The sequence below is a fragment of the Pseudomonas sihuiensis genome, assembly GCF_900106015.1.
Classification (GTDB): domain Bacteria; phylum Pseudomonadota; class Gammaproteobacteria; order Pseudomonadales; family Pseudomonadaceae; genus Aquipseudomonas; species Aquipseudomonas sihuiensis.
On sequence record NZ_LT629797.1, the window covers coordinates 2,079,002 to 2,104,565 of the forward strand.

At 62.0% G+C, this 25,564-nt stretch carries 19 protein-coding genes; 4 read left to right on the top strand and 15 right to left on the bottom strand.

Annotation, left to right across the window (positions count from 1 at the left end; genetic code table 11):
• Positions 1-277: 277 nt before the first annotated feature.
• The 10 genes from BLT86_RS09830 to BLT86_RS09875 form a co-directional block, all read right to left on the bottom strand.
• A complete protein-coding gene (locus BLT86_RS09830; protein WP_017679061.1) occupies positions 278-2,632 on the bottom strand; it encodes an efflux RND transporter permease subunit in 2,355 nt (784 codons plus the stop codon).
• Between the two features lie 18 nt (positions 2,633-2,650).
• Positions 2,651-3,745 (bottom strand): YCF48-related protein, encoded by a 1,095-nt coding sequence (locus tag BLT86_RS09835; protein ID WP_021489723.1) that lies wholly within the window; start codon positions 3,743-3,745, stop codon positions 2,651-2,653.
• 198 nt (positions 3,746-3,943) lie between these two features.
• Positions 3,944-5,314: a DUF1329 domain-containing protein gene (locus BLT86_RS09840; protein ID WP_017679059.1), complete on the bottom strand. Its 1,371-nt coding sequence runs from the start codon at positions 5,312-5,314 to the stop codon at positions 3,944-3,946.
• Positions 5,315-5,381: 67 nt separating this feature from the next.
• Positions 5,382-7,370, bottom strand: coding sequence for a DUF1302 domain-containing protein (locus tag BLT86_RS09845; RefSeq protein WP_017679058.1), 1,989 nt, complete (start codon positions 7,368-7,370; stop codon positions 5,382-5,384).
• A 608-nt stretch (positions 7,371-7,978) separates the two neighbouring features.
• Complete coding sequence (pepN, locus tag BLT86_RS09850) at positions 7,979-10,636, bottom strand: aminopeptidase N (RefSeq protein ID WP_017679057.1); 2,658 nt, start codon at positions 10,634-10,636, stop codon at positions 7,979-7,981.
• Between the two features lie 51 nt (positions 10,637-10,687).
• Complete coding sequence (locus BLT86_RS09855) at positions 10,688-11,524, bottom strand: DUF2797 domain-containing protein (protein ID WP_017679056.1); 837 nt, start codon at positions 11,522-11,524, stop codon at positions 10,688-10,690.
• Positions 11,524-11,787, bottom strand: coding sequence for a YeaC family protein (locus BLT86_RS09860; RefSeq protein WP_017679055.1), 264 nt, complete (start codon positions 11,785-11,787; stop codon positions 11,524-11,526). The genes BLT86_RS09855 and BLT86_RS09860 overlap by 1 nt, the downstream gene beginning before the upstream one ends.
• A 90-nt stretch (positions 11,788-11,877) precedes the next feature.
• Positions 11,878-12,738 carry a rhomboid family intramembrane serine protease gene (locus BLT86_RS09865; protein ID WP_017679054.1) on the bottom strand — a complete coding sequence of 287 codons (861 nt, stop codon included), beginning with the start codon at positions 12,736-12,738 and terminating at the stop codon, positions 11,878-11,880.
• Positions 12,735-13,709, bottom strand: a complete 975-nt coding sequence (locus BLT86_RS09870; protein WP_017679053.1) for a metallophosphoesterase — start codon at positions 13,707-13,709, stop codon at positions 12,735-12,737. The genes BLT86_RS09865 and BLT86_RS09870 overlap by 4 nt, the downstream gene beginning before the upstream one ends.
• Complete coding sequence (locus BLT86_RS09875) at positions 13,710-14,597, bottom strand: NAD(+) kinase (protein ID WP_017679052.1); 888 nt, start codon at positions 14,595-14,597, stop codon at positions 13,710-13,712.
• A gap of 96 nt (positions 14,598-14,693) precedes the next feature.
• On the opposite strand from BLT86_RS09875, the gene BLT86_RS09880 reads away from it, so the two are divergent.
• Positions 14,694-15,626: a DUF1853 family protein gene (locus BLT86_RS09880; RefSeq protein WP_017679051.1), complete on the top strand. Its 933-nt coding sequence runs from the start codon at positions 14,694-14,696 to the stop codon at positions 15,624-15,626.
• Between the two features lie 79 nt (positions 15,627-15,705).
• On the opposite strand, the gene BLT86_RS09885 is transcribed toward BLT86_RS09880, so the two are convergent.
• From BLT86_RS09885 to BLT86_RS09895, 3 genes are read right to left on the bottom strand one after another with little or no spacing between them, the layout of a single operon-like run.
• The gene (locus BLT86_RS09885; protein WP_017679050.1) at positions 15,706-16,815 is read right to left on the bottom strand and encodes a cyclic nucleotide-binding domain-containing protein; all 1,110 of its coding nucleotides are present in this window, start codon (positions 16,813-16,815) and stop codon (positions 15,706-15,708) included.
• A gap of 22 nt (positions 16,816-16,837) precedes the next feature.
• Positions 16,838-17,779 (bottom strand): 1-aminocyclopropane-1-carboxylate deaminase/D-cysteine desulfhydrase, encoded by a 942-nt coding sequence (locus BLT86_RS09890; protein WP_017679049.1) that lies wholly within the window; start codon positions 17,777-17,779, stop codon positions 16,838-16,840.
• A 2-nt stretch (positions 17,780-17,781) separates the two neighbouring features.
• The gene (locus tag BLT86_RS09895; protein WP_017679048.1) at positions 17,782-19,149 is read right to left on the bottom strand and encodes a hypothetical protein; all 1,368 of its coding nucleotides are present in this window, start codon (positions 19,147-19,149) and stop codon (positions 17,782-17,784) included.
• Between the two features lie 584 nt (positions 19,150-19,733).
• On the opposite strand from BLT86_RS09895, the gene BLT86_RS09900 reads away from it, so the two are divergent.
• Entirely contained in the window at positions 19,734-20,690 is a 957-nt protein-coding gene (locus BLT86_RS09900) for a TAXI family TRAP transporter solute-binding subunit (protein WP_017679047.1), read from the top strand.
• Between the two features lie 8 nt (positions 20,691-20,698).
• On the opposite strand, the gene BLT86_RS09905 is transcribed toward BLT86_RS09900, so the two are convergent.
• Both BLT86_RS09905 and BLT86_RS09910 read right to left on the bottom strand, forming a co-directional pair.
• Positions 20,699-21,130 (bottom strand): nuclear transport factor 2 family protein, encoded by a 432-nt coding sequence (locus tag BLT86_RS09905; RefSeq protein ID WP_017679046.1) that lies wholly within the window; start codon positions 21,128-21,130, stop codon positions 20,699-20,701.
• A 65-nt stretch (positions 21,131-21,195) separates the two neighbouring features.
• The gene (locus tag BLT86_RS09910) at positions 21,196-23,229 is read right to left on the bottom strand and encodes an NADPH-dependent 2,4-dienoyl-CoA reductase (protein WP_026088778.1); all 2,034 of its coding nucleotides are present in this window, start codon (positions 23,227-23,229) and stop codon (positions 21,196-21,198) included.
• Positions 23,230-23,429: 200 nt separating this feature from the next.
• Between BLT86_RS09910 and BLT86_RS09915 the strand changes: the two genes are divergently transcribed.
• Together BLT86_RS09915 and BLT86_RS09920 are read left to right on the top strand one after the other, a co-directional pair.
• Complete coding sequence (locus tag BLT86_RS09915; RefSeq protein WP_017679044.1) at positions 23,430-24,452, top strand: carbon-nitrogen hydrolase family protein; 1,023 nt, start codon at positions 23,430-23,432, stop codon at positions 24,450-24,452.
• The gene (locus BLT86_RS09920) at positions 24,443-25,486 is read left to right on the top strand and encodes an AraC family transcriptional regulator (protein ID WP_017679043.1); all 1,044 of its coding nucleotides are present in this window, start codon (positions 24,443-24,445) and stop codon (positions 25,484-25,486) included. The genes BLT86_RS09915 and BLT86_RS09920 overlap by 10 nt, the downstream gene beginning before the upstream one ends.
• Positions 25,487-25,564: the final 78 nt, after the last annotated feature.

Below are 25,564 nucleotides of genomic sequence, written 5' to 3' on the forward strand. Positions count from 1 at the left end.
GCGGACGGGGCTAGTGCTATGTATGCGTTGAGCGGCGACGCGGTCCATTTGTAGGAGCGGCGCCTCGCCGCGAATCTGCACACCCACAGCAGCTTGCCTAACCTCAGCTGCAACGGTCGGGGGGCCATACACGCCGGCAACAAAAGCATTCGCCCCGAGGCGGGGCTCCTACCCCAGGCAGCCATCCAGCAGTCGGCTTGCCATCTCGTATACCGGCGCTACGCACATAAAAAAACCGCGGCCCAAGGGCCGCGGTTTTCGTTCTACGCGATAGGCATCAAGCCTTGGCGCGCATTTTCTCGGTGTTGATCAGGAAACGAGCCAGAGCCGGCAGCAGCCAGATCGCACCGATCATGTTCCACAGGAACATGAAGGTCAGCATCAAGCCCATATCGGCCTGGAACTTGATCGCCGAGAAGATCCAGGTCGCCACACCGATCGCCAGGCAGACACCGGTGAACAGTACCGCCTTACCGGTAGACTTCAGCGTCTCGTAGTAGGCTTCCTGCAGCGGCATGCCCTGACGCAGATAGGTCTCCAGACGGCTGTAGATGTAGATGCCGTAGTCGACACCGATACCCACACCCAGCGCGATCACCGGCAGAGTGGCGACCTTAACCCCGATGCCCATGAAAGCCATCAGTGCGTTGCCCAGCACCGAAGTCAGCACCAGCGGCAGAATCACGCACAGGGTCGCTGCCAGCGAACGGAAGGTCAGCAGACACATGATGCTCACCGCCGCGTAGACCGCGATCAGCATGGTGGTCTCGGAGGCAGCGATCACTTCGTTGGTAGCCGCCTCGATACCGGCGTTACCCGCTGCCAGTACCACCTGCAGCTCGTCAGTGGTGTGCAGGGCGGCGAACTCTTCGGCAGCACCCACGGCACGCGACAGCGTCTCGGCCTTGTGGTCTTCGAGGAACACCAGTACCGGCGCCACCGAGCAGTCGGCGTTGTACAGGCCTTCAGCGCGGGCGATGGAGTTGTTCAGTACGTCCTGGTTGCGCGACAAGGTTTCCCATTTCAGGTTGCCCTCGTTCATGCCCTTGATCACCTGTTTGGACACGGTGACCATGGAGATGGCCGACTGCACGCCCTCGGTGTTCTCCATCTTCCACATCAGCTCGTCCATGGCGGCCAGGCTGTCATAGGTAGAGCAGCCTTCGGGGCCGGTCTTGATCATGACTACCAGTACGTCGGAGCTGGTCGAGTAGTTGCGGATGACGAAGTCGTTGTCCAGGTTGTAACGCGAGTCCGGATGCAGTTCCGGCGCGCCCTGATCAAGGTCACCGATCTTCAGGTTCTGGCCGTACCAGACACCACCAGCCAGCGCCACCACGGCAACGACAACGGAGATCGGTGCCACCATCGGATGGGCACAGTTGGAAATGGCGCGCCAGACCGGATGATCCTTGGCGGCCTCTTCGCGACTCTTCTTCACCGCACGGTTACCGATACCGATATAGGAAATCACGACCGGCAGCAGGATCAGGTTGGTGAGGATGATCACCGCCACACCCATCGATGCGCCGATTGCCAGCTCACGGATCACGCCGATATCGATCAGCAGCAGGGTAACGAAGCCGACGGCGTCGGACAGCAGCGCCACCAGCCCCGGGATGAACAGTTGACGGAAGGCCATGCGCGCGGCAGACAGCGCATCGGTCGCCTCACCCGACGCCATGGCGATCCCGTTGATCTTCTGTACCCCGTGGGAGATACCGATGGCGAATACCAGGAAAGGCACCAGCATCGAATAGGGATCGAGACCAAAGCCCAGGGTATGCAGCAGACCGAGCTGCCAGATCACCGCGACCAACGTGGTGATCAGTACCGCCAAGGTGCTCTTAATGCAGTGGGTGAACCACAACAGCAGCACGAAGGTGATGCCAATGGCCACGGCAAAGAACAACGCCACACCGATCAGGCCATCGATGAGATCACCGACCTTCTTGGCGAAGCCGATGATATGCACCTTGACGTTGGGATTCTGCGCCTCGTACTTCTCACGAATCTTGTCTTCAAGCTCGTGAGAGAACTTCTGGTAGTCCAGCTTGATCAGCTTGCTCTGATCATTCGGGTCCGGGTAGGACTCGAGCAGCGGAATATCGACGATGCTGGACTTGAAGTTGTTCGCCACCAGGCGACCGATCTGACCCGACTTGAGGATGTTGCTACGCAGATCCTCGAGGCTGTCTGCAGAACCGTCGTAGGTCTGCGGGATCACTTCGCCGCCGGCGAAGCCCTCTTCGGTTACTTCGGTCCAGCGCACGCTCGGACTCCACAGCGATTTCAGACCGGAACGGTCGACGCCGGGAATGTAGAACGCCTCGTCATGGATCTGCCGCAGCGTTTCCATGTATTCCTTGCTGAAGATGTCGCCGTCGGTGGCCTCCACCGAAATGCGTACCGTGTTACCCAGGTTGGCCAGGTCGTTACGGTGTTCGAGCATCTTCTGGATATAAGGGTGCCCCAGCGGAATCATTTTCTCGAAGCTGGTCTGCGGACGTACCTGCGCGGCCTGATAGAACAGGAAGATACTGATCAGCAGGCAGATCAGGATCACCGCCGGGCGATTATTGAAAATCAGCCGTTCGAGGAAGGAAGCAGGCTGTTGTTGATGCTTGGTCATGCAAAGGCTCCCGGCTTGTTATTGTTGGCCCAGATCGGCGCCAGTCGAGGCGGCGAGGTGAACGCCGCCCTGCCCCACCAGGATCAGGTTGCCGTTATCCAGTGCAGCTACCCCGGCCAGCGAAAGGCGGTCGGGACGGTTGATCAGGCTGAACGTCTGGCCGTGATCCTTGCTGCGCAGCACGGTGCCACCGTGCCCGACTACAGCGACGCTGCCATCATCGAGCAGCGCGCCATCGGCCAGACCGAATTCCAGCGGACCATTGTTCGGGGTGTTGAGCGTGATCTGCTGCCAACTGTCACCGAAATCGGTGGAGCGGAACAGGTGGCCGCGCAGACCATAGGCCAACAGCGTGGCAGGCTGGTCGGTACCGATCACACCGAACAGCGAACCCTCGTAGGGCAGATCCTCGATGCGCTCCCAGGTCTCACCCCAGTCAGCGGAACGAAACATCTGGCCCAACTCACCGACGATGAACAGGCCCGAGTCCTTCACAGCGGTGATGGCATTGAGGTGATAGGCATCTTCGTTGTCGAGACGATCACTGACGTCTTCCCAGTTCTGGCCACCATCGGTGGTTTCCAGCAGCGCGCCATAGGCGCCCACGGCGTAACCGGTCTGAAGATCCTTGAACCAGACATCCAGCAGCGGCGCTTCGCGCTCAAGATCTTCGAACTGCTTGGTCCAGGTCAGGCCGCCATCGGTGGTCGTGAGAACCTGCGCATCATGACCGACCACCCAGCCATGCTGGGCATCGACGAAGAACAGCGAAGTCAGCATCTGGCGGGTCGGAACCTTGGCCTGCTGCCAGCTTTGCCCCTGGTCGTTGGAATAGAGAACATGGCCACGGTCACCGACGGCAACCAGGCGCTCGCCGGTGTTGACCACATCGAGCAACAGGCTGTGCACAGCCTTGGGCGACTCGATGGCATAGCCGGCATCAGCCGCAGCCGAGGTCTCGGCCTGCAAGGGTGCGGCAGCGAAAGCCAGAATGGAAAGCACACTGCACAGCGAGAGCGCTTTAGCCAGCGGCGAATGGACACGGAGCGCCGATTTGCGCGCCAGGATGGGCGCCAGACCGGACTGGGTGCGCCGCATGACGGGCTCACTCATATACCTTCCCCCTTTCTTGTTATAGGCGGTACTGCTGATTAGCAGGCCGCTCATCCTAGCGAGCTTCGGAAAGCCCTGACAATTGGCGTGACGTTATGTTTTGTTAAGGCAAAACCCGCGTGATAGAAGCCTATTCGCCAAGCTGATACGAAAAGGCCGCTACTACTGTAGCGGCCTTCGCGTGAGACTACACGACTATTATCGCGTACCGCGGCGACGCAGGGCGGCCGGTTTGAAATAACCGTCGTCGGGAGTGGCCTGGGTGAAGTCGATGGTATTGCTCTCTTCGTTGTCCAGGTTCTGCACGTGGTAACGACGCGCCTGCAGATCATGGAACACATCGAGCGCGGACCAGGTGGTCGGAAGATCGTAGTAGTTCTTCAGGTAGGCGATGGAAACGCGCCACAGCTCACCACGGCCGTCGTACTGATCCACCACCGCAGCCTGCCAGCTGTCCTCGTCGAGGAACAGGGTACGCTTGGAGTAGATATGGCGGGCGCCGGACTTCAGCGTACCCTCGACGACCCACACACGGTGCAGCTCGTTACGAGTCAGAGCCGGGTTGAGGTGACCGACCTGCAGCAGATCCTTGTACTTAACGTCAGGGCTGGTGACCTTGTAGTTGTTGTACGGGATGTAGATTTCCTTCTTGCCCACCAGTTTCCAGTCATAGCGATCCGGGGCACCGTTGAACATGTCGGTGTCGTCGGCGGTACGCAGACCGTCAGCCGCGGCGATCGGGGTATCGTAGGCCAGGTTCGGTGCACGACGTACGCGACGCTGACCAGCGTTGTAGCCCCAGGCCTGACGGGGTTCCTTGACCTGATCCAGGGTCTCGTGAACCAGTACTGCACCACCGGCCAGACGCGCCGGGCTGGTAGTGAAGGACAGGTAGTAGAACATGATGTTGTTCAGGTCGGCGAAGGAGCCATTCTGCAGGTAGTACTTGAACAGCGCTTCCTGCTGGGAAGTAACCAGCGAGTAAGCACCATTGCGCTGTACTGCCACTTCCGAGGCACGACGCACGATGTAGGTACCGCGGTAGCGGGCGATGTGGTTCCACAGCGCCTCGACACCATTTTGCGGAATCGGGAACGGGATACCGCCGTAGGCATCGGAGAAGCCGTTGCCGCCATCGACCAGCTTGGCGCTGGTGGCGTTCTTGACGGTGTTGTCATAGACCCACTGCGGCGCGGAACCGGAGCGGCGGGTCTGGTAGACCGGCATCTGATAGGTTTCCGGGTAAGCCTTGAACATGGCGATCTGACCCGGCGTCAGATTAGCCTCGTACTGGCTCAGGTTGGCCGCGGTGATGGTGAACAGCGGCTTGTCTTCCGGGAACGGATTGACGTGGTGCTGGCCCGAACGGGTGTAGCCAGCCGGCGCCTGAGTGATACCACCGGTCCAGGCCGGAATGGTGCCGGCAGCGTTGCCAGCCTTCTCGGCGCCGAAGGGAGTCAGGGTATCGCCGAGCTTGGCGGCTTCCTGCGGGGAAACGGCAGCCAGCGCGGAACCGGCAGAAAACGCCAGCGCAACGGCTACAGCCATCAGCCTGTGCTTGTTCAGCATGGGTAATTCTCCGTGAAGAGTATTGCCGGGCGCCCGAGAGCGCCCGACGTATTTCTGGTTATAGGTATTAGAAGGAGTACTTGACGTTCAGGCCGATGTTGTCGCGGTCACGCGCACCGTTGTTCTGGCCTGCGCCGTAGAACTCGGTGTACTGGATCTCGGCTTCCAGGCTGTTCAGGTAGCTGGCGCGCATACCGAGGGTGTACGCCTTGCGACCTTCGATGAAGTTGCCGGTCTGGTGCGAGTTGCCTTCGAAGTCATGCTTGAACACCGCGAACGGCGACAGGTTCACGCCAGCGTAAACGTCGTTCCAGGTGCCGGAGAGCACCAGGGTATAGCCGTAGGCGTTCTTGTTGATCTGGTCGTCGCGGCCATAGTCCGAAATGTAGGAATTGTTTGGACGCCCAGCATAATAACGAACATTACCCTGATAATCCGTGTACTTCAGGCTATCGCCACGCACATGCTCGGAAGCGAGTTCTGCGATACCGAACAGAGAGTCAAAGCTCAGCGTCGGCCCAAAGTTATGAATGGCCCCAAGGGAAGTATTGAAGGCTTCTACACGGGTGTAGTTGCTGATGGAACCATCACGAGCGACCTGCTGCCCAGCGATTACCGCAGTTCCGGCGTTTGGCAGCGCACCAGAATTATCGGCAAGCTGTGCCCCCTGCCCCACCAGGTCGCCCAACAAATCGTTAGTCGCAGCGATACCGATAGGCAGGTTAGGACGATAGGAAAGCTCACCGAAGACCGATGTCTGGCCAACCGTTGTATTGAAGCTGAGGCCATACATACGGATATCTTCCGCATACTCCCTGCGAGCCTGCACGTTAGCCAACAGATCCGCAGTAGCCAAACCACCAGCAAGCGACGCATTACCCAGCGCACCAGCAAGAGCACCTACGTTGACACCTTGATAACCGTTCAAGTCCGCGTAGATGCTGGGTTCTTTGCCGTGGTAGTTTACGAAGTAAAAACCAAACTCAGTAGAGTTGAGTTCCTCTGCTATATAGCGAAACGCAACACCATACTGACCGTCATTCTTTGCATTCAGATCACCGCCAATCTTAGCCACTTGCGCAATCTGATCACCCGGATAAACGAACGTCTTCCCACCCGGCCCTTGGTACAAACCCAACGCACCGAAAACAGCCTGACTCTGGCCGATGAGGGCTGGGTTATTGTATACGCCCAGCACGGTATTATTGAGCAGCAGTGGGTTCCTGGCCCCGAGTGCGGTTTGCGAGAAGTCGTTATAAGCCGTATTCCCGCCGTCGGCAAAAAGATCTGTCTCGGAGAAATAAGTTCCGACCGGATCGACTGCGGTTTCCTTCCAGTTGAACTGGTAGAAGGTCTCCATCGACAGATTATCGGTCAAACCGATGTTGAAGCTCAGCGCCTCAACCGGCACCAGCACCTCTTTAACTTCTGAACCTGGCAAACGGAACTTGGCAGCATCGACCGGGTTGGTGGTGTTCACCCCACCGCGGTAGAACAGGCCCTCGCCCCAGTTGAATACCTGCTTACCGAAACGACCAGAGACCGGCATATCGGCCACGTCCCAGTTGCCATAGACATAGGCGTCGAGAATCTGAGCATCGCGACCGGCCTTGTGGCGGGTTTCACGAGTGAAGCTGTTGTCGCGCGGATAGCTTTGGCTGGGCTGAGCCGGAGTATTTGCGTCGTAGTAGTCGTTGCGCTTGTCCATGATCTGGGTGTCATAGAAAGCAGTACCACGAACGAATACACCGTAGTTCTGATAGGAAGCTTCCAGATCAGTGGTGATCTTGAATACCTCGGAAACCAGGCCAGTATCGAAGTTGCGGTTGCCATCGTTGGTATTGATGTCGTTGTTGGTCTTGTCCTGGCCCTGTACGCGCCATAGCTGGCCGTAGGAGACGGTGGTGTCGATGGAACCGGTGATTTCGTTATCGGCGAAGCTGAACTCCACCGCTTGAGCCTGGGCGGCGACCAGCAACGGCAGAACGCCTGCGAACGCAAAGCCGGCCTTGGCCGGGGCAAAACGTAGAACGGGCTTGCGGGACTTAATTTCCATCGAGACTCACTCCGTGGACAGATCATTCTTTTGAGCGATCCCGTATCCGGGTCGCGATTGCCGTACTGACGACGGCTTCTGTTTTTATTTGCAGCGACATGTTCCAACGACCAGCGTGCGCTCGCACGCGGTCAGATCCAGCTCGGTACTGCAACCATGGTGCCAATTCAAACAGGTGTATCAGCGCAAACAGGCTTGGAAGAGCTGTTGGCCAGTTTCTTTTCGTGACTGATCAGCCACTGACCAATACGTCAGAAAAACTGGCGCACTTTGTCCTACGATCCGACGCTTTATGCCACTTACCACGCGCCTCGCAGCGCAGTTGGGCGACGAATATCACCTCGCTGTCAAGCGACGAAGCCCGAACTTAAGTGTGCAAAGGCATAACGGAGTGCGTGCATATTTCATTGGGTAACAAAAAAGTGTTACCAACCAGAGATCGGTAACACTTTTTTGTGGAGCAAAACCCGCTTCAGGCCTAAAGCCAACCAGTCAAGCGTCGACGCACCGAGTGTGTATGAGCGGCGCCCCGCCGCAAACCGGCGATCGCCCCGAGGCGGGGCTGCTACCAAGACTGCTTCAGGAGCCCTATCTGATCGGCATTAGTCTTAGGCCAGGCTCTTGCTCACCACTTCATAGACATCGCTGGACAGCTCACCGGAGGCGAGGATGCGCTCCAGCTCGGCCTTCATCAGTGCCTGACGCGCCGAGCCGTACTTGCGCCAGCGGGTCAGCGGCGCCAGCAGGCGCGAAGCGATCTGCGGGTTGAGGGCGTTGAGAGTGATCACCTGGTCGGCGAGAAAGCGGTAGCCCGCCCCGTCGGCGCGGTGAAAGTTGATCAGGTTCTGGTTGGCGAAGGCACCGATCAGCGCACGCACCTTGTTCGGGTTCTTCAGAGTGAAGGCTTCGTGCTGCATCAGTGCATGCACACGCTCCAGGCCTCCCGGCAGTGGGCAACCGGCCTGCACGCTGAACCACTGATCCATCACTAGCGGATTGTCCTTGAAGAAGTCGGCGAACATGGCCAGGGCCTTGCCCTGCTCTTCCTGGAACGGCGAGTTGACCAGCACGGCCAGCGCGGCAAGGCGCTCGGTCATGTTGTCGGCGTTGTCGAACTGGTCGACGCAGGCCGCCAACACCTCGGGCTTCTCGCTGAGCATCAGATAGGACAGCCCAATGTTCTGCAGGCTGCGGCGAGCGAAGTGCGCTGCCTCGGCCACGTAAGGCGTGGCCTTGGAGACTTCACGGTTGGCCTGGTAGCGCGCCCACAGTGGAGCGAACAGCGCGTCGGCCAGCGCCTTGCGAGCGAACTCGCGCGCGGCGTGGATGGCCTCGACATCCGCCACCTCACTGATCTCGGTGAGATAGGCCTCGCCCGGCAGCGAGAGCATCTCGGCGACCATGGCCTGATCCAGCGACTCGTCTTCAAGCAGGGTGCGCAGCGCGGCGACCAGGCGCTGATCCAGCACCAGGGCTTCGCCACGCTGGTGCTGGCCAATCAGTTCCTGCAGCACCTGCACAGAAAGCTGCTGGCCGGCTTCCCAGCGGTTGAAGCCGTCGCTGTCGTGCTGCATCAGGAACATCAGTTGGTCACGGCTGTAGGGGAAGTGCAGCTTGACCGGCGCACTGAAGCCGCGCAGCAGCGACGGCAGCGGCTTCTCGGCGACGGCTTCAAAGGTGAAGGTCTGCTCGGCTTCAGTCACCGACAAAACGCGACTGGTGCCCTGCGCCGCGCTTTCGCCCTGCAGGCGCAGCGGCGGCTCAAAGCCTTGGGCATCGAGCAGGCCGAGCGCCACGGGAATCACGAACGGCAGCTTTTCGCTCTGCCCCGGCGTCGCCGGGCAGCTCTGGCGGAAGGTCAGGCTGTAGGTCTGCGCCGCCTCGTCATAGGCTTCGCTGACTTCCAGACGCGGCGTGCCGGCCTGGGTGTACCAGCGCTTGAACTGGGTCAGGTCGATGCCACTGGCATCTTCCATGGCCTTGACGAAATCGTCGCAGGTCACGGCCTGGCCGTCGTGACGCTCGAAGTACAGATCCGAGCCCTTGCGGAACAGTTCCGGCCCGAGCAGGGTGTGAATCATGCGCAGCACTTCCGAACCCTTCTCGTAGATGGTCAGGGTGTAGAAGTTGGAGATTTCCATGTACGCGTCCGGGCGCACCGGGTGGGCCATGGGGCCGGCGTCTTCGGCGAACTGGTGAGTACGCAGGTAGGCCACGTCCTCGATGCGCTTGACGGTACGCGAGTGAGTGTCGGCAGAGAACTCGCTGTCGCGGAACACGGTGAAGCCTTCCTTGAGCGACAGCTGGAACCAGTCGCGGCAGGTCACGCGGTTGCCCGACCAGTTGTGGAAGTACTCGTGCGCCACCACCGCCTCGACGCGCTGGTGCGCGGCGTCGGTGGCGGTCTCGGCCTTGGCCAGCACGCAGCTGGAGTTGAAGATGTTGAGGCCCTTGTTCTCCATGGCGCCCATGTTGAAGTCGTTGACCGCGACGATCATGAAGATGTCCAGATCGTACTCACGGCCATAGACCTCCTCGTCCCACTTCATCGAGCGCTTGAGGCTGTCCATGGCGTGCTGCACCTTGTCGATGTTCTCCGGCTCGACATAGATGCGCAGCGCCACTTCGCGGCTGCTCATGGTGGTGAAGCTGTCTTCCACGCACCAGAGATCACCAGCGACCAGGGCGAACAGGTAGGCCGGCTTCTTGAACGGGTCTTCCCAAGTGGCCCAATGACGACCGCCCTCCTCACTGCCGCTGGCAATCGGGTTACCGTTGGACAGCAGCACCGGGTAGGCATGCTGTTCGGCGCTGACCGTGGTGGTGAACGTGCTCATCACGTCCGGGCGGTCGAGGTAGAAGGTGATCTTGCGAAAGCCCTCGGCCTCGCACTGGGTGCAGAACATAGTGCCGGACTTGTACAGGCCTTCCAGCGCGGTGTTGCTCTCCGGGTGGATGCGCACACTGCTGTCGACCACGAAGCGTTCCTGCGTCGGCTGCAGGGTCAGGTGGCTGTCGGTCAGCGTGTAGTCGTCCTCGCCCAGTTCGCGGTCATCGAGCTTGAGGTGCAATAATTCAAGCTGCTGGCCATCCAGTACCAGTTTCGGCAGCCCGCCCCCCGCTTCGGGGTTGCGACGCATGACCAACTGCGCGTGCACCAGGCTGTGATCCTCGAACAGCTCGAAGGTCAGGTGGGTCTCGTCGATCAGGTAGTCGGGAACCTGATAGTCCTTCAGATAAATGGTCTTGGATTGTTCGGTGCGCATGGCTCTTGGCCTCTCGTCTGCGGCGCCCCGGGCGCCGGTGGCAATCGGGGGTCAGGCGGCGATCTCGTGGATGGCCAGCTGATAGGCGGTGTACTTGCGGATATTGATCACGCCGGTGTCGAACATCAGGTACTGGCCCTTGATACCGAGCAGAGTACCTTCGGCCAGGGGCTGCTTGTCCAGATTGAAGCTGCTGATCTTGGCCGGATAGGCCTCGATGGGGTAACGAATCTCCAGCACTTCGGCTGCGCTCAGCGGCTGAATGGCTTGCAGGCCGAAGCGCTGCTGCAGCCCGGTGATGCCCGAACCGCAGCTATCGAACAACTGCTCGCGAATCGCCAGCAGATCGACCGGCACGGCATCGCCCTTGAGCAGCGCGCGCCAGTTGGTCTTGTCCGCCACCTGGCTACGCAACAGGTCCTCGACGAAACCGGACTGCTGCCGGGTGGCCACGCGCAGGATGGGCAGCGCCTGGGTCGCACCCTGGTCGATCCAGCGCGTCGGCACCTGACTGGCGCGGGTAATGCCGACCTTCACACCACTGGAGTTGGCCAGGTAGACGATGTGATCGGTCATGCAGAATTGCTCGCCCCAGCTCGGCTCGCGGCAGGTGCCTGCATCGTAATGACACTTCTCCGGGCTCATGATGCAGACGTCGCATTGCGCCAGCTTCTGCATGCAGGGGTAACAGTAGCCCTGGCTGAAGCTGGTCTTGGTCTTGCGTCCGCAGTGCGTGCAATGGATGGCGCCGAGGTATTCCAGGCGCAGGTGCTTGCCCACCAGCGGGTTGACCGGCACTTCTTCGTCGCCAAGACGGAAGGCGTATTGCACCGGCGCATCCAGATGCGCCTTCATCTTGCTCAGCGAGCCACGTCCCAACTCGCTCATCAGTGCAGGGTATCCGAGGACTTGAACAGCAGGTTGGGTACCGGCTCGGACTTGCTGCTGCACTCCTGCGGGCCCATGTAGCCGGTGCGCTCTTCTTCCGGCAGGTTCTGCATTTCCCAGGCGATCATCGCCTGCAGGCTCAGCTCTTTCTGTTCCTGGGTCAGCTTGCGGCCGTCCGGCCACTTGCCGATTTCCACGGCCAGCTTGAGGCTCTCGTAGATTTCCGGGGTGATGTTTTCAATCGCATCGAGAAAGGACGACATACAGCTCTCCAAGTGAATCATAGGGCGGGTGAAACCCGCCGAAACGCCGAGCTGGCGGGTTGCACCCGCCCTACAGGTCAAAAAGTCGAATCAAGCGCTACGTCGGGCCAGCATACCGCCAAGCAGCCCGGTCAGGCAGCCGGTGAGCAAGCCGCCGACGTGCGCGGCGTTGGCGATCGCGCCGAACTGCAACAACTCGAAGATGCCGGTCATGCAGATCAGCAGCCAGGCCAGCATCATCACCAGCACGCCGGGCGGAAGGCGATACGCCGGGTTGGGCGCCAGGCGCTGGTAAATCCAGCAATGCCCGAGCAGACCATAAAGTACGCCGGACAACCCGCCGAACAACGACGGCCCGGCCCACCAGTATTGGGCGAAGTTCGATGCCAGGCCGAACAACAGGGTCAGCCCGAGCAGGCCGATGGCCCCCTGGCGAAATTCGATGCGCCGCCCCAGCTCCCAGTACCACAGGCTGTTCATCGCCAGGTGCAACCAACCGAAGTGGATCAGCATCGGCGTGATCAGGCGCCACCATTGACCGCTGCCCAGGGTGGCATCCAGATAGGTCAGATAGATGTGCTCACCGTCGAGGCGAAAATCGACGAAACTCAGCCAGCGAATGGTGGAAAAGTTCTCGCCCGCCAGGGTCACCGCAAAGACGATGAAGGTGGTCAGCAACATCAACGCCGTGACCGGGCTGCTCCTTAGCTGAGTGGCGAAACTCTCGCGCACAGGGGAGACGCTTGGCGGCAGCTCTCCGGCATCATCGCCCTGCGGATGACGCGCATAGAGCTCGCGCACCTGCTCTGCAAGCTCCTGCCCCGGCACCCAGAGCACCTGCTCGCCGCCCTCTTCCGATACCCGGTGCGGCACACGCAAACGCTGCAGCAGAGCGATGAAACCGCTCAAATCGCGATCCAGCGGCAAGCGCAACACAACCACAGCCGTCATCGCGGCGCCTCCTGAGGGTCGACATCGACCCAGACGAATTTACCCGCGTCCAGACGTGTTTCCTGATCCAGACGATAAGCCACCAGGCGGCCACCGACCACCGCGCTGTAATCCAGGCAGGCCAGGTTGGGCCTGATCGGCGCCGGCTTGCCACGCCGCCAGTAGTGACCGACGAACAGCAGCGGCTCATGCGCGCCGTACCTGAGCAGCTCGTCCTTCTGCAGTTCGGTCAACGGCGTCTGCGCCGCCAGCTCCGGCAAGGCATCGGGCTGGAAGACGATATCGCCATAAGTCTTCGGGTCCTCCTCCCAGAACTTGGTGCGGAAGTACGAGCGGGTGAAGCCGTCACCGCTGGTCAGGGTCAGACCATGCGGCAGTCGCATGTCGGTCCCGCGCAACAGGCGATCGAGCGCCATGTTGGCGAAACTGCCGGGCACCGCCGAGGCCTGCAGAAAATGTTCATCGATGCAGCCATCGGGGAATTGCGCCTTGAGCGGCGTGATCAACTCATCATCCCAGCAGGCGTGCACCACGCGGAAGCGCCCGGCATCGATGAACAGCGGCATCTCGTAGAACCAGCGCAGGAACTCACGCCACTCCTGCGGATGATCCTCGAACTGCGCCAATGTCTCGCGCATCAGGCGCTGGTGGCGCGGGCTGTGTTCGCGCACGTACTGACGGCCACTACCCGGCGGCGCCGGCGTGCTCCAACCCAAGGCATTGAACTCGTGATTGCCCATGATGCACAGCGCCTGGCCGGCGCGAACCATGTCATGCACCAGATGCAGGGTTTCACGAATGCCCGGGCCGCGGTCGACCAGGTCACCGAGGAAGATCACCATGCGCGTCGGATGGCACCACACGCCACCCTGGCGGCTGTAGCCCAGCCGTTCGAGCAAGCGTTCGAGGGTTTGCGCACACCCGTGGATATCACCGATCAGGTCATAGCCACGATGGGGGTCGAGGGACATTCAGTCCTGCCCTCCCAGGCGGCTGCCCCATCCAAGCTTGGTGCGGCAGACCTCATAGTAGTTGTGATCCAGCGGGTGGATCAGACGCAGCTTCTGCGCCTTCTTGGCCACGTGCAGGGTGTCGCCCGGGGCACAGGTGAAGTGGTTCTGGCCGTCGCAGGACACCTGCGGATAGATGGTCATGTCCGCCGACACCACCACCTTCAGCTCGCTATTGCCGTCGACCACGATGGGCCGGCTGGACAGCGTATGCGGGTACATCGGCACCACGACGATGGCATCGAGCTTGGGATGCATGATCGGCCCGCCAGCAGACAGCGCATAGGCGGTAGAACCCGTGGGCGTGGCGACGATGAGGCCGTCGGCCTTCTGGCTGCAGACGAACTGACCGTCGATATACAGCTCGAACTCGATCATCCGCGTCGACTTGCCGGGGTGCAGCACCACGTCGTTGAGCGCGTCGCCCTGGCCGATGGCCTCGCCCTGACGACGCACCTCAGCCTCGAGCAAGAAGCGATTCTCGGTCAGGTACTGGCCTTCGAGCACCTGCGCCACCTTGAGCTCCAGCTCGTCAGGGCGAATATCGGTGAGAAAACCCAGGCTGCCACGGTTGATCCCCAGCACCGGCACCTTGTGCCGCGCCAGGGCGCGGGCGGCGCCAAGCATGCTGCCGTCGCCACCGACGACGATTACCAGGTCGCAGACCTCGCCAAGCATCTTGCGCGAGGAGGTTTGCAGGCCGTGTCCCGGCAGCACGTCGGCGATGGTGTCCTCGAGGATCACATGCAGGTGACGGTCGATCAGAAAGCGCTTGAGTCGCCGCACGGTTTCCAGCACCCGCGTGCTGCCCAGGCGCCCGATGATGCCGACATTGCGAAATTGCTCCATGGGACTCCTGCCAGACAGATAAGAAACGAAGAGAGATTATCGGCCAAAGGCCTGGGCGGCAGCAAACCAGCACTGTTACTGCGCTATGCTCGGGTGATGACTGCTCCCGACTCGCTGCACGATCTGCTGCTGGGCTTGCGTACCCCGGCTGTGCGTGACCTGGCCTGGGCGCTGTTCTCGCCACCCATGCTGGGTGAGACCCCGAAAGTCCAGCGTCATCCGCTACAGGCCAGTTGCTGGACGCGGCAACCGCAGCGGCTGGCTGACTGGCTCGTGCAGCAGGACAACGATGCCGGTGCCCTGCATGCCTGGTTGGCCGCGAAACCGGTGCGCCGCCTTGGCCTCTATTACGAACGCTTGTGGCAGTTCGCCCTGCATGCGGCACCGGATGTCGAGGTCGTCGCCGCCAACCTGCCGATCCGCCAGAACGGTCAGACCCTGGGCGAACTGGACCTGCTGCTGCGCGACGCAGAAGGCGAACACCATCTTGAATTGGCAGTGAAGTTCTATCTCGGCACGGACGGCAGCGACGCCGCTGACTGGCTAGGCCCGGGCAGTCATGATCGGCTCGATCTGAAACTGAGCCACCTCGCGCAGCACCAGTTACCCCTGTCTTCGCGCAGCGAGGCACGGGGAGCGCTGAACGACCTGCAACTGGGCGAAACCCGATCCGCCTTCTGGCTCGGCGGCTACCTGTTCTATCCCTGGCCCGACGACTCCCCCGCGCCTCACGGCGCCACGTCCGAACACTGCCGGGGGCGCTGGCTGTACCAGCGCGACTGGAATGACTTCGCCGCGACGAAGCCAGGCGCGCACTGGCAGCCGCTACCGCGACTGGCCTGGCTAGCGCCGGCTCTGGTGAATGCCGACGGGGTCTGGTCTGATGAAATGCTCCAGCAATGGCTGAGCACGTTGCGCCCGGAGGCTCAGGCGCAACTGCTGGTACGACTGGAGGAGGATCACGCCGGGGATTGGCGGGAGGTGGAGCGGATCTTTCTGGTCAATGATCAGTGGCCGACGCACTCGTAGCCCGGATGCAATCCGGGACGCATGCGTCTGCAATCCCCGGATTTCATCCGGGCTACGCTTGCCCCAGAGCCTGCGCCGATCAACGGCTACGTTCGGTACGCCCACCGGAACGGGCCAGATACCCTGCGCCGCTCTCACAGAGCAGCGCATCGCGTTGCACCGCCGGCAAGGCGTCCAGGCCACCGCGCAAGGCGTAAACGCTGTAACCCAGCTGCGAGAGCAGAAACACCGCGCCGCTGCTGCGTTTGCCACTGTCGCAGTAGCACAGGTAGGTGCGTGATCGCTCCAGCAGGCGCGCCTTCAGACGCAACAGCTGCAGCGGCATATGCAGCGCTTGCGGCGCATGCGCCTTTTCGTACTCTTCCAGCAGGCGTACGTCGAGCCACTGCGCGCCCTGCGTCAGCAACCTGGCGCCCTCGCCCAGCGACACCTCGGCCACCACGGGCGCCTTGAGCAGGGCAAAGAAATCCTGACGATCCAGACGCAACACACTGCCGGCCTCGACCATGGTCACCGTGGCATTTCGCGGCCGGTCGGCAAGCAGGGCCTCCTCGCCGAAACAAGCGCCAACCTCCAGCTCCGCCAGCACCTGGTGCTCGCTACCAGCGCCCCGAATCACCTCGGCGCGGCCGCTTTCCAGGAAATAGCAGCAATCGCCAGTGGCACCCTCTTCGATAATCTGGCTGCCAGCCGCCAGCTCGATCTTCTGCAAGCGAGCGAGCATGTTCTGCACGTTGGCCGGCGGCACCTTGGCAAACAACGGGTTTTCCAACAGCCGCTCCAGCCACTCGACATCGGCGCCACTCTGCTGCAGCGCCAGCAACAGGTCCTGATGCGCCAAGCGCCAGGTCAGCAGGCGATCGAGCGTGGCACTGTCGATCATCAGCACGCTGACATCGCTCACGGCGCGGGCGTCATGTAACCGCGGCAGGCCGGGCGACAACGGGTGGCAGCTGATCTCGCTACCAGCCTGCACCCTCTGCGTTCTGCCCTCGGCATCCTGCAGCTGCAACTCGCCGGCCAGCAGATAGCAGGTCAGGCGCGCCTGATCCCCCCGACGAAACAGCAGTTGCCCGGCCAACAGAGGCTGCGGCACCAGCTGGCTACGCAACTCGCGCCACTGCTGCTCGGAAAGCACGTTGAGCGGCGTCAGGCTGCGCAGTTGTTCGGGGGTAAGGGGTTCGCTCATGAGGATTTCCAGGCTCCGCTGGTCAGACCTGAGTGTAGTCGGCGCTGGCGCCCATCAACACCCGACGCCCTTGCAAGCCGCCAGTATGAATGAATATCAGCCGACTGCCGCGCGCAAGATGACCGCGCTTGCAGAAATCGCGCAGCGCCATAAGCGCCTTGCCGGTATACACAGGCTCCAGCGGCACACCGCTGGCCTGCTCAGTCTCCAGGATGAACTGGCGCAGTGGCTCGTCGAGCCGGGCAAAACCGCCGCGCGCGGCGTCGATCAGTTGGCAGCGTCGCTCCGACGCCCCGGCCTCGTCCAGCAGCCTGGCGACCTGAGTGGCGACGCCGTGGTCGCTCGGTACCGCCTGCGCGCCGAACACGCAGCGCCGAACATCACCCAGCAGCACACCGGCCAGGGTGGTGCCGGTCCCCGTAGCCAGCCACCAGGCATCGAAATCAGGCCAGCCGATATCGGCCAACTGCGCTTCGGCCATCGCCACCAGACAGCTACAGCCACTAGCGCCGTGAAGGCCCAGACCGCCCTCGCTGATCACCTGGAAACCCGGATAGCGGGCGAGCCAGGGCGCCCAGAAGTCCGGCTGATGCCGCGCACGGTAGCCGCTGTAACCCAGCCAGTGCAGCGCCATGCCCATGCGCTGCAGATCATCGACGGTCGGGGTCTGCTGCGCTTCACCACGCAACAGACCGACGCAGGCGAAACCGAAACGCCGGCCCGCAGCGGCCAGCGCATGCAAATGATTGGAGTGCGCTCCCCCCAGGCTGATCACCCCCTGCGCACCAGCCGCAGCGGCCTGCTCAAGATAGGGCGCGAGCTTGAACCACTTGTTGCCGGACAGCAGTGGGTCGACAAGATCCAGGCGCAGGCAAGCGAGCTCGACGCCGGCGGCCTCGAGCCAGTCCAGTTGCAGAGGTTGTAGCGGCGCCCGCGGGCGCCAGGTGGGAATCCGTATTGGCAAGGTCAGCTGACGGTGCGCAGACGACTGCTCGCCTTGTGCCGCGCGCAGCAGTTCGAATCACCCAGGGTGAAACGGCTGGGCGTATCGACGCGATCGATGGGAATGGCGCAGCGCTCCCCACTGGGCAAGGATGCGTCGCAGCTGGGCTGCTGATAATGCGCCAACCAGTGCCGATACTGATCTTCGGAAACGAAGCATTTGCCAGCGGCGTAGGCCATGGGATTGTCCTGATAGCGGGCGACATCCTGCAGGGGAATGGTCAGGTGCCCGGCGCCGGGATGGTACACCACGAATACCACGCCAAGCTTGGCCAGACGATCGAGCACCTGGTCACCGCCCTGACTGGCGAATGCATCGCGCTCACGCTTGAGGCGTTCGATTTCCGCTTGCAACTGGGCATCCAGCTCGTTGCGATAGGCCAGTTCGACGTCGCGTATGGCGATCTGTTCCTTGTACTCCGCCACAGCCGCAGCGACCTTGGCGCGCATTTCACCATCGTACTGCGCACGCAGGATATCGCCCTCGGTACGACCATGACGCTCGAGGGCACGCAGTTGTTGAGTCATTTCCTCACGGCTGCTCTGGAAACTTTCGGCCTGGGCGGCCAGTTGCGCCTTGAGGTTGGCGTTGAGCTCCTCCTGCTGGCGCAGCGCCTGATGCAGCCCATGGATCTGCGCCTGCAGATTCTTGCTCTGCTCCTCGCTGGCCAGTTTGAACTTGGCCAGTTCGTCTTCATGCTGCTGGGTCAGGCTGGTGATGCGCAGGCGCTGCTGCTGAATCAGCTGCGCGGTCTTGGCGCGATGTTCATGATCCATCTTCTGCGCCAGTTGCTCGGCCACTTCCTTGGCCGGATCCGGCGCATACCATTTGTCTTCGGAAGCTACCTGCAAACGCTCGGCAACCACCGACTGGGCACTGTCGTCCTCGATCAGGAGCCCTAGCTGGTTACGTTTGACTGCATCGCGCAGCAAAACCAGATCGTTTTGCCCCGGCGCCAGGCTGGGGTCCCACAGGTGCATCTGGTGCCAGGACACCGGGCACTGACTGCGACAAGCCAGACGAATCGGCCCGGCGCCGAGGTCCGGGCCACGGCCGGCACGTTCTGCCAGATGTTGCAGAGGAATGTTCCAACCCTTGTCGGGGCGACCGTCCTCGTCGAAATCCAGAAAGAAGAATACCGCCGCCCTCACCAGCAGCCGCGGGTTGATCACCACGAATACCGCGCGCATCTGTTCGTCGGCGAACTCGGGCATGTTCACCACACCATCGAGCAAGGCTTCGAACTCAGGGAACATCATCTGTTTGCAGATACCGCGTTCACTGAAGAACATCACGGCTTCCACCATCTGCGGCTTGTTCTGCATGCTCATTGAGGACCCTCTGGACCAACCGGGAATACGCGCGCGCATAGTCGCGTGCCGGAGCAGCGCATACTCCGGTACTGATATCGTCCTTGATATCTGAGGCAAGTCTAGGGGAAAACCCGACCACAGCAATGTGACTGGGTTGGCACTCACTCTGCGAGCCAGGCCGAATAGACCACCGCTTAGCGCAAAAATGTGACAAGACCGGAAAGTACGAAAGCTGCCAGCGGTCCGGTCCGCCTGGATGGTTAACAGCCTGCCAAGCACAACTCGATCGGCGGATTCTTGCTTTTCACCCATGCCTCACAAGCGGAATTTTGCCTATTCCAGCCAGTGCCATTGGGCTCATCCGCTCTAGAGCGGTGGTCCGACAACCTGGCACGTGACCTGCTCTGGCTCTTACAAGCTCGCGCGCCTGTCGCGCGGCCGGACTGATAAAAAAGACAAGAGGTCAGCCATGTTCCGCCATCACTTCACTGCCAACCCCTCATCGTTCAATCCGCTTCGCGAGTGCCTATCCCGGCGCCAGAAGACTGCCTGCACAGCACTGCCGCGTCCTTAGCTAAAAATAACAACAACGGAGAATTCTCATGTACTTAGCCAAGCGCCTTGGCCTGCTCGCCGCTGCCGCGATTTTGGCCAGTAGCCCCAACGCTCACGCCAACCCAACCTCGATCAACATCCTTACCGGCGGTACCAGTGGCGTTTATTACCCGCTGGGCATGAGCCTGTCCGAGCTTTACAGCGAGCGTATCGCAGACTCGACCACCAGCGTGCGGGCTACCAAGGCCTCGGTGGAGAACCTCAACCTGCTGCAGATCGCCCGTGGCCAGTTGGCCTTCGCCCTGGGCGACTCCGTTGCCGATGCCTGGAAAGGCGATGAAGAAGCTGGCTTCAGAGCCCCGCGTGATCGCCTGCGCGCTATCGCCGGGATCTACCCGAACTACATCCAGATCGTTGCCAGCAAGGCATCGGGGATCACCAGCCTGGAGGATCTGCGCGGCAAACGTATTTCCGTCGGGGCGCCGCGCTCGGGTACCGAGCTCAACGCCAGGGCCATTTTCAAGGCCGCGGGTCTCAGCTACGCGGATATGGGCCACGTCGAATTCAAGCCCTACGCCGAATCGGTCGAACTGATCGAGAAAGGCCAACTGGACGCCACCCTGCAGTCGGCCGGCCTGGGTATGGCGGCGATTCGCGACCTGGCCGAACGCGTGCCGATCACCTTCGTCGCCATCCCAGAGCAGGTGGTGTCACGTATCGGCAGCAGCGCCTATCAGTCGGGCACCATTCCTGCCGGCACCTACAAGGGCCAGGCCAACGACGTGACGACGGCGACCATCACCAACGTTCTGGTCAGTCAGACCAGCGTTTCCGACGCCGTGGCCTATCAGATGACCAAGTTGCTCTTCGAGAACCTCGACCGACTGGCCGAAGCGCATCCAGCCGCCAGGGACATCAGACTGGAACGGGCGACCAGTGGTCTGCCGATTCCGCTGCACCCCGGCGCCGAGCGCTTCTATCGTGAGGTGGGCGTTCTCAAGTAGAGCGCCCCTCAGCCCTTGGCGGCTGCGAGAAAGGGTGCCAGGCGCTGCGCCATTTCCGCGCCGAGCGCCTGCAGTCCGCTCATCGGGCGCACCATCACCTCGAACTCGACGATTCGTCCCGACTCGTCGAAGCGAATCATGTCGATGCCCTTCAACTCGCGCCCGCCAACCTTCGCGGAAAACTCCAGCACCACACTGAGGCCATCGGCAGTAGCCAGTTCGCGGTGATAGGCAAAATCTTCGAACACCTTGAGCACGGTATTGAGGATCAGATTGACCACCTGCGCGCCCGGATAAGGGGTGTGCGCCATGGGCGAACGGAACACCGCCTGAGGGTGCAGCAACTCGGGCAAGGCACTCAGGTCCTTGGCGGCGACGAACTGGTGCCAGCGTGCCAGGCTGGCTGCGGCGGATGGGTTGAGTTGAGCATCGAGCGACATGGGCGTCTCCTTGTTATTCTCAGCCACTAAGCAGACGCCCCGCACAAGGCGGGGCGTCGGTTCGATCAGAGTTCGGCCGCCAGGCGCGAGCCCTGGTTGATCGCCCGCTTGGCGTCAAGCTCGGCGGCGACATCCGCACCGCCGACCAGGTGCACACGCTGGCCGGCATTTTCCAGACCTTCCTGCAGCTCACGCAGCGGGTCCTGGCCAGCGCAAACGATCACGGTATCGACTGGCAGCACCTGCTGCTCGCCACCAGCAATGCGGATATGCAGGCCGGCATCGTCGATCTGCACGTACTCGACGCTGTTGAGCATCTGCACGTTCTTGTTCTTCAGGCCGGTGCGGTGAATCCAGCCGGTGGTCTTGCCCAGGCCATCGCCGACCTTGGACTTCTTACGCTGCAGCAGGAATACCTGACGCGCCGCCGGGTGCGGATGCGCCTTGACACCCGCCACGCCACCACGGGCTTCCAGCGCCGTGTCGATGCCCCACTCTTTCCAGAACTCGTCACGGTCGAGGCTGGTGGCCTTGCCTTGGTGCGTGATGAATTCGGACACGTCGAAACCGATACCGCCGGCACCGATGACAGCGACCTTATGCCCGACCGGCTTGCGCTCGAGAATCGCGTCCAGGTAGCTGATCACCTTGGCATGCTCGATACCCGGAATATCCGGGGTGCGCGGGGCAATACCGGTGGCCAGGATGATTTCGTCGAAGCCCCCCTTGAGCAGATCGTCCACCGACACGCGGGTGTTCAGGCGTACGTCGACGCCAGTGGTTTCCAGCTTGCGCTTGAAGTAGCGCAGGGTCTCGAAGAACTCTTCCTTGCCCGGCACGCGCTTGGCCACGTTGAACTGGCCACCGATCTCGCCAGCCGCGTCGAACAGGGTCACAGCATGGCCGCGCTCGGCGGCGACGGTAGAAGCCGCCAGCCCAGCCGGGCCGGCACCGACCACGGCGATCTTCTTCACCGCGGCGGTGGGGATGTAGTTCAGCTCGGTCTCATGGCAGGCGCGCGGGTTGACCAGGCAACTGGTCAGCTTGCCGCCGAAAGTGTGATCCAGGCAGGCCTGGTTACAACCGATGCAGGTGTTGATCTCATCGCTACGGCCTTCGGCGGCCTTGTTGACGAAGTCTGGGTCGGCAAGGAACGGGCGCGCCATCGACACCATGTCGGCATCGCCCTCGGCCAGCACCTGCTCGGCGACTTCCGGGGTGTTGATGCGGTTGGTGGTGATCAGCGGAATCGACACCTCACCCTTGAGCTTGGCGGTGACCTTGGTGAAGGCCGCACGCGGCACCTTGGTGGCGATGGTCGGGATACGCGCCTCGTGCCAGCCGATACCGGTGTTGATCAGGGTGGCGCCGGCCTGCTCGATGGCCTTGGCCAGCAGCACGATCTCGTCCCAGGTGCTGCCACCCTCGACCAGATCGAGCATCGACAGGCGATAGATGATGATGAAGTTCGGGCCGACCGCCTCGCGCACGCGGCGGACGATCTCCACCGGCAGGCGCATGCGGTTCTCGTAGCTGCCGCCCCAGCGGTCGGTACGATGGTTGGTGTGGGCGACCAGGAACTGGTTGATGAAATAACCTTCCGAGCCCATCACCTCGACACCGTCATAACCGGCCTGCTGGGCCAGCGCCGCGCAATTGACGAAGTCGGCGATCTGCTTCTCGATGCCCTCTTCGTCCAGCTCGCGCGGCTTGAACGGGTTGATCGGTGCCTGGATGGCGCTCGGCGCCACGGACTTGGGGCTATAGGCATAACGCCCGGCGTGCAGGATCTGCATGCAGATCTTGCCGCCCGCCTCGTGCACGGCCTGGGTGACGATCTTGTGCTTCTCGGCCTCTTCCACCGTGCTCAGCTTGGCAGCGCCGGAATACACGCCGCCCTCCTCGTTCGGGCCGATGCCGCCGGTGACCATCAGGCCGACGCCGCCACGGGCGCGCTCGGCGAAATAGGCCGCCATGCGCTCGAAGCCGCCCGGCTTCTCTTCCAGGCCAGTGTGCATGGAGCCCATCAGCGTACGGTTGCTCAGCGTGGTGAAGCCGAGGTCGAGCGGGGCCAGCAGGTGCGGGTAACGAGCAGTCATGGAATTCTCCACATCGCGGTGCAGTTCACGGATTGCCGCGGTCTCATGGTCACGCGGTCGGTTATGGAGCCAGACGATAAATAGGCTGCCAGCCATGCTCAATGATCAAAACTAACAAGATAATGATCAAAACTAGCAATAGAGGTTGGCAGCACGGCTCGACCGACCTAACCTGCACCGCAACCAAACTGAAAAAACCAATGCGCCTACTGATCACCCTTCTGCTCGCGCTCGCACTGCTGACCGGTCTTGGCAGCTACGCCCACTGGATCGCGCAGCGCCCCAGCAGCCATTACCTGTCCGACCTGCGCAGCCAGGTCGCGCTCGATATTGGTGAGCCCGGCACACGCGGCAACCTGCTGGGCATCCAGCCGGAACTGTTCGCCGCCGACTACCAGAGCCTCGCGCGACTGCGCCTGAAGCTGGCCGCCTACCTGGATCACGCCCGTGACCAAGGCATGCTCAACGAACGCACCGTCGTCGTGCTGCCCGAACATATCGGCACCTGGCTGCTCGCCGTCGGCGAGAAGGAAGAGCTCTATCGCGCCACCGAGCGCCGTCAGGCCATGCACTGGATGGCGGCGAGCAATCCACTGGATTTTCTCGGCGCACTGTTCAGTGCTGGAAGCGACGCGCGCCTGGACGACGCCATGTTGCGTACCAAGGCCAAGGCCATGGCGCGCGACTATCAGCAGCTGTTTGGCGATCTGGCCCGTGATTACCAGATCACCCTGGTTGCAGGGTCCATCGTTCTGCCCGAGCCCCGCGTGGAACGGGGCCGCCTCGAAGTCGGTCGTGGGCCGCTGTACAACGTCAGCCTGGTATTCGATCAGGCCGGTAACCCGCAGGGCCAGCCGCAACGCCACGCCTTCAGTGCCGGCGCACTCGCCACCAGAGCGCCGGAAGCCCTGCAGGTGCTGGAGACCCCGGCAGGCCGGCTTGGCGTACTGCTAGGCGGCACTATCGAACAGTTCCAGGCGAAGGCAATCGATGGCGAGGCAGTAGAGCTGCTGGCCATGCCCAGCGACCTGGATGGCCTGACGGACGACGCCGATTTCACCGAACAGCTGCAGGCTCACGGCATTCGTGCGGGAGTGAAAGTCCATCTGCGCGGCCGATTGTGGGAGCGTAGCGGTCAGTCCCAGGCGCTCGCCTTCGATGCCGGACGCAGCGAACGAGGCGCCAGCGAGCGCGGCGCGCAACTGATCAATCTATGGCTATAAAAGCATCACGCGTTCGCCTCGGCGATCTCTCCGTCGGCTTCACCCAGGCGCTGGCCGACGCATTGCGCGAACAGGGTCAGCGCCCCGAACCCCTGCTCGAGCAATTTGGCCTAGATGCCGCACGGCTCAGCGAGCCGCGCGCACGCCTGTCGATCCCGCGCTTCATGCGCCTTGGCCATAGCGCCATCGCCCTGTGCGACAACCCCGCTCTGGGCCTGGAAATGGGCCGTCACAGCCGCCTCAGCCAGGTTGGCCTGGCCGGCATCTGCGCCGCGCAGGCGCCTGATCTGCGCGAAGCGGCACGCACCCTGACCCGCTTCGAGCCGTTGTACGCCGCCAACTATCGCGGCCGTTCGGGCTTCAGCGAGGATGCGCGCGGCGCCTGGCTGCATTTCTATTCCATCAGCCCCTACAACGCCTACAACCGTTTCGTGGTGGACTCGGTGCTGGCCGGCTGGCAGACCAACCTGAGGCAGGTGGTCGACCGATCCATCACCGCGGAAAAGGTCGAGATCGAATTTCCTGCACCGGACTACGGCGAACGCTACGAAGCGCTGTTCGGCTGCCCCGTCGAGTTCAGTGCTGGCGCCAATCGCCTGCGCCTGAACAGCGAAACCCTGGCCCTGCGCAACCCTCAACATTGCCCAGGCACCTGGTGGCACCTGCTGGAGCTGTGCGAACGCGAACTGGAACAGCTGACCTGCACACGCAGCCTGCGCGAACGGGTCATCCAACTGCTCGGCCCACTGTTGCACGGCCACGAGCCGGATCTGCAGGAAGTGGCGCGCAGCCTGCACCTGCCGAGCTGGACGCTGCGGCGCAAGCTGGCCGAGGAAGGCACGCAGTTTCGCACCATCCTCAACGACACTCGCCGCGACCTGGCCACGGCCTATATCCGCGATACCGAACTGGCCTTCGGCGAGATCGCCTACCTGCTCGGCTTCGCCTCGGCCGAAGCCTTCCAGCGCGCCTTCAAGCGCTGGCTCGGGCAAACACCCGGCGACTACCGCCGCGCGCAACGCAGAGCGGGCTGATCGCACGGCAACCTTGATCGTCAAGCTCTCGCAACTTAGAATCCTTTTCATCCGCGTTTGCGGTCGCTTCTTACTCCT

Bases quoted from the DNA above. Each gene is read 5' to 3' on its own strand.
- pepN (WP_017679057.1), bottom strand. From the start codon at position 10,636: ATGCGCACCGAACAATCCAAGACCATTTATCTGAAGGACTATCAGGTT.
- BLT86_RS09875 (WP_017679052.1), bottom strand. From the start codon at position 14,597: ATGGAGCAATTTCGCAATGTCGGCATCATCGGGCGCCTGGGCAGCACG.
- BLT86_RS09835 (WP_021489723.1), bottom strand. From the start codon at position 3,745: ATGAGTGAGCCCGTCATGCGGCGCACCCAGTCCGGTCTGGCGCCCATC.
- BLT86_RS09885 (WP_017679050.1), bottom strand. From the start codon at position 16,815: ATGAGCGAACCCCTTACCCCCGAACAACTGCGCAGCCTGACGCCGCTC.
- BLT86_RS09920 (WP_017679043.1), top strand. From the start codon at position 24,443: ATGGCTATAAAAGCATCACGCGTTCGCCTCGGCGATCTCTCCGTCGGC.
- BLT86_RS09830 (WP_017679061.1), bottom strand. From the start codon at position 2,632: ATGACCAAGCATCAACAACAGCCTGCTTCCTTCCTCGAACGGCTGATT.
- BLT86_RS09900 (WP_017679047.1), top strand. From the start codon at position 19,734: ATGTACTTAGCCAAGCGCCTTGGCCTGCTCGCCGCTGCCGCGATTTTG.
- BLT86_RS09855 (WP_017679056.1), bottom strand. From the start codon at position 11,524: ATGAGCGAGTTGGGACGTGGCTCGCTGAGCAAGATGAAGGCGCATCTG.
- BLT86_RS09840 (WP_017679059.1), bottom strand. From the start codon at position 5,314: ATGCTGAACAAGCACAGGCTGATGGCTGTAGCCGTTGCGCTGGCGTTT.
- BLT86_RS09845 (WP_017679058.1), bottom strand. From the start codon at position 7,370: ATGGAAATTAAGTCCCGCAAGCCCGTTCTACGTTTTGCCCCGGCCAAG.
- BLT86_RS09880 (WP_017679051.1), top strand. From the start codon at position 14,694: ATGACTGCTCCCGACTCGCTGCACGATCTGCTGCTGGGCTTGCGTACC.
- BLT86_RS09905 (WP_017679046.1), bottom strand. From the start codon at position 21,130: ATGTCGCTCGATGCTCAACTCAACCCATCCGCCGCAGCCAGCCTGGCA.
- BLT86_RS09895 (WP_017679048.1), bottom strand. From the start codon at position 19,149: ATGAGCATGCAGAACAAGCCGCAGATGGTGGAAGCCGTGATGTTCTTC.
- BLT86_RS09910 (WP_026088778.1), bottom strand. From the start codon at position 23,229: ATGACTGCTCGTTACCCGCACCTGCTGGCCCCGCTCGACCTCGGCTTC.
- BLT86_RS09870 (WP_017679053.1), bottom strand. From the start codon at position 13,709: ATGTCCCTCGACCCCCATCGTGGCTATGACCTGATCGGTGATATCCAC.
- BLT86_RS09860 (WP_017679055.1), bottom strand. From the start codon at position 11,787: ATGTCGTCCTTTCTCGATGCGATTGAAAACATCACCCCGGAAATCTAC.
- BLT86_RS09915 (WP_017679044.1), top strand. From the start codon at position 23,430: ATGCGCCTACTGATCACCCTTCTGCTCGCGCTCGCACTGCTGACCGGT.
- BLT86_RS09865 (WP_017679054.1), bottom strand. From the start codon at position 12,738: ATGACGGCTGTGGTTGTGTTGCGCTTGCCGCTGGATCGCGATTTGAGC.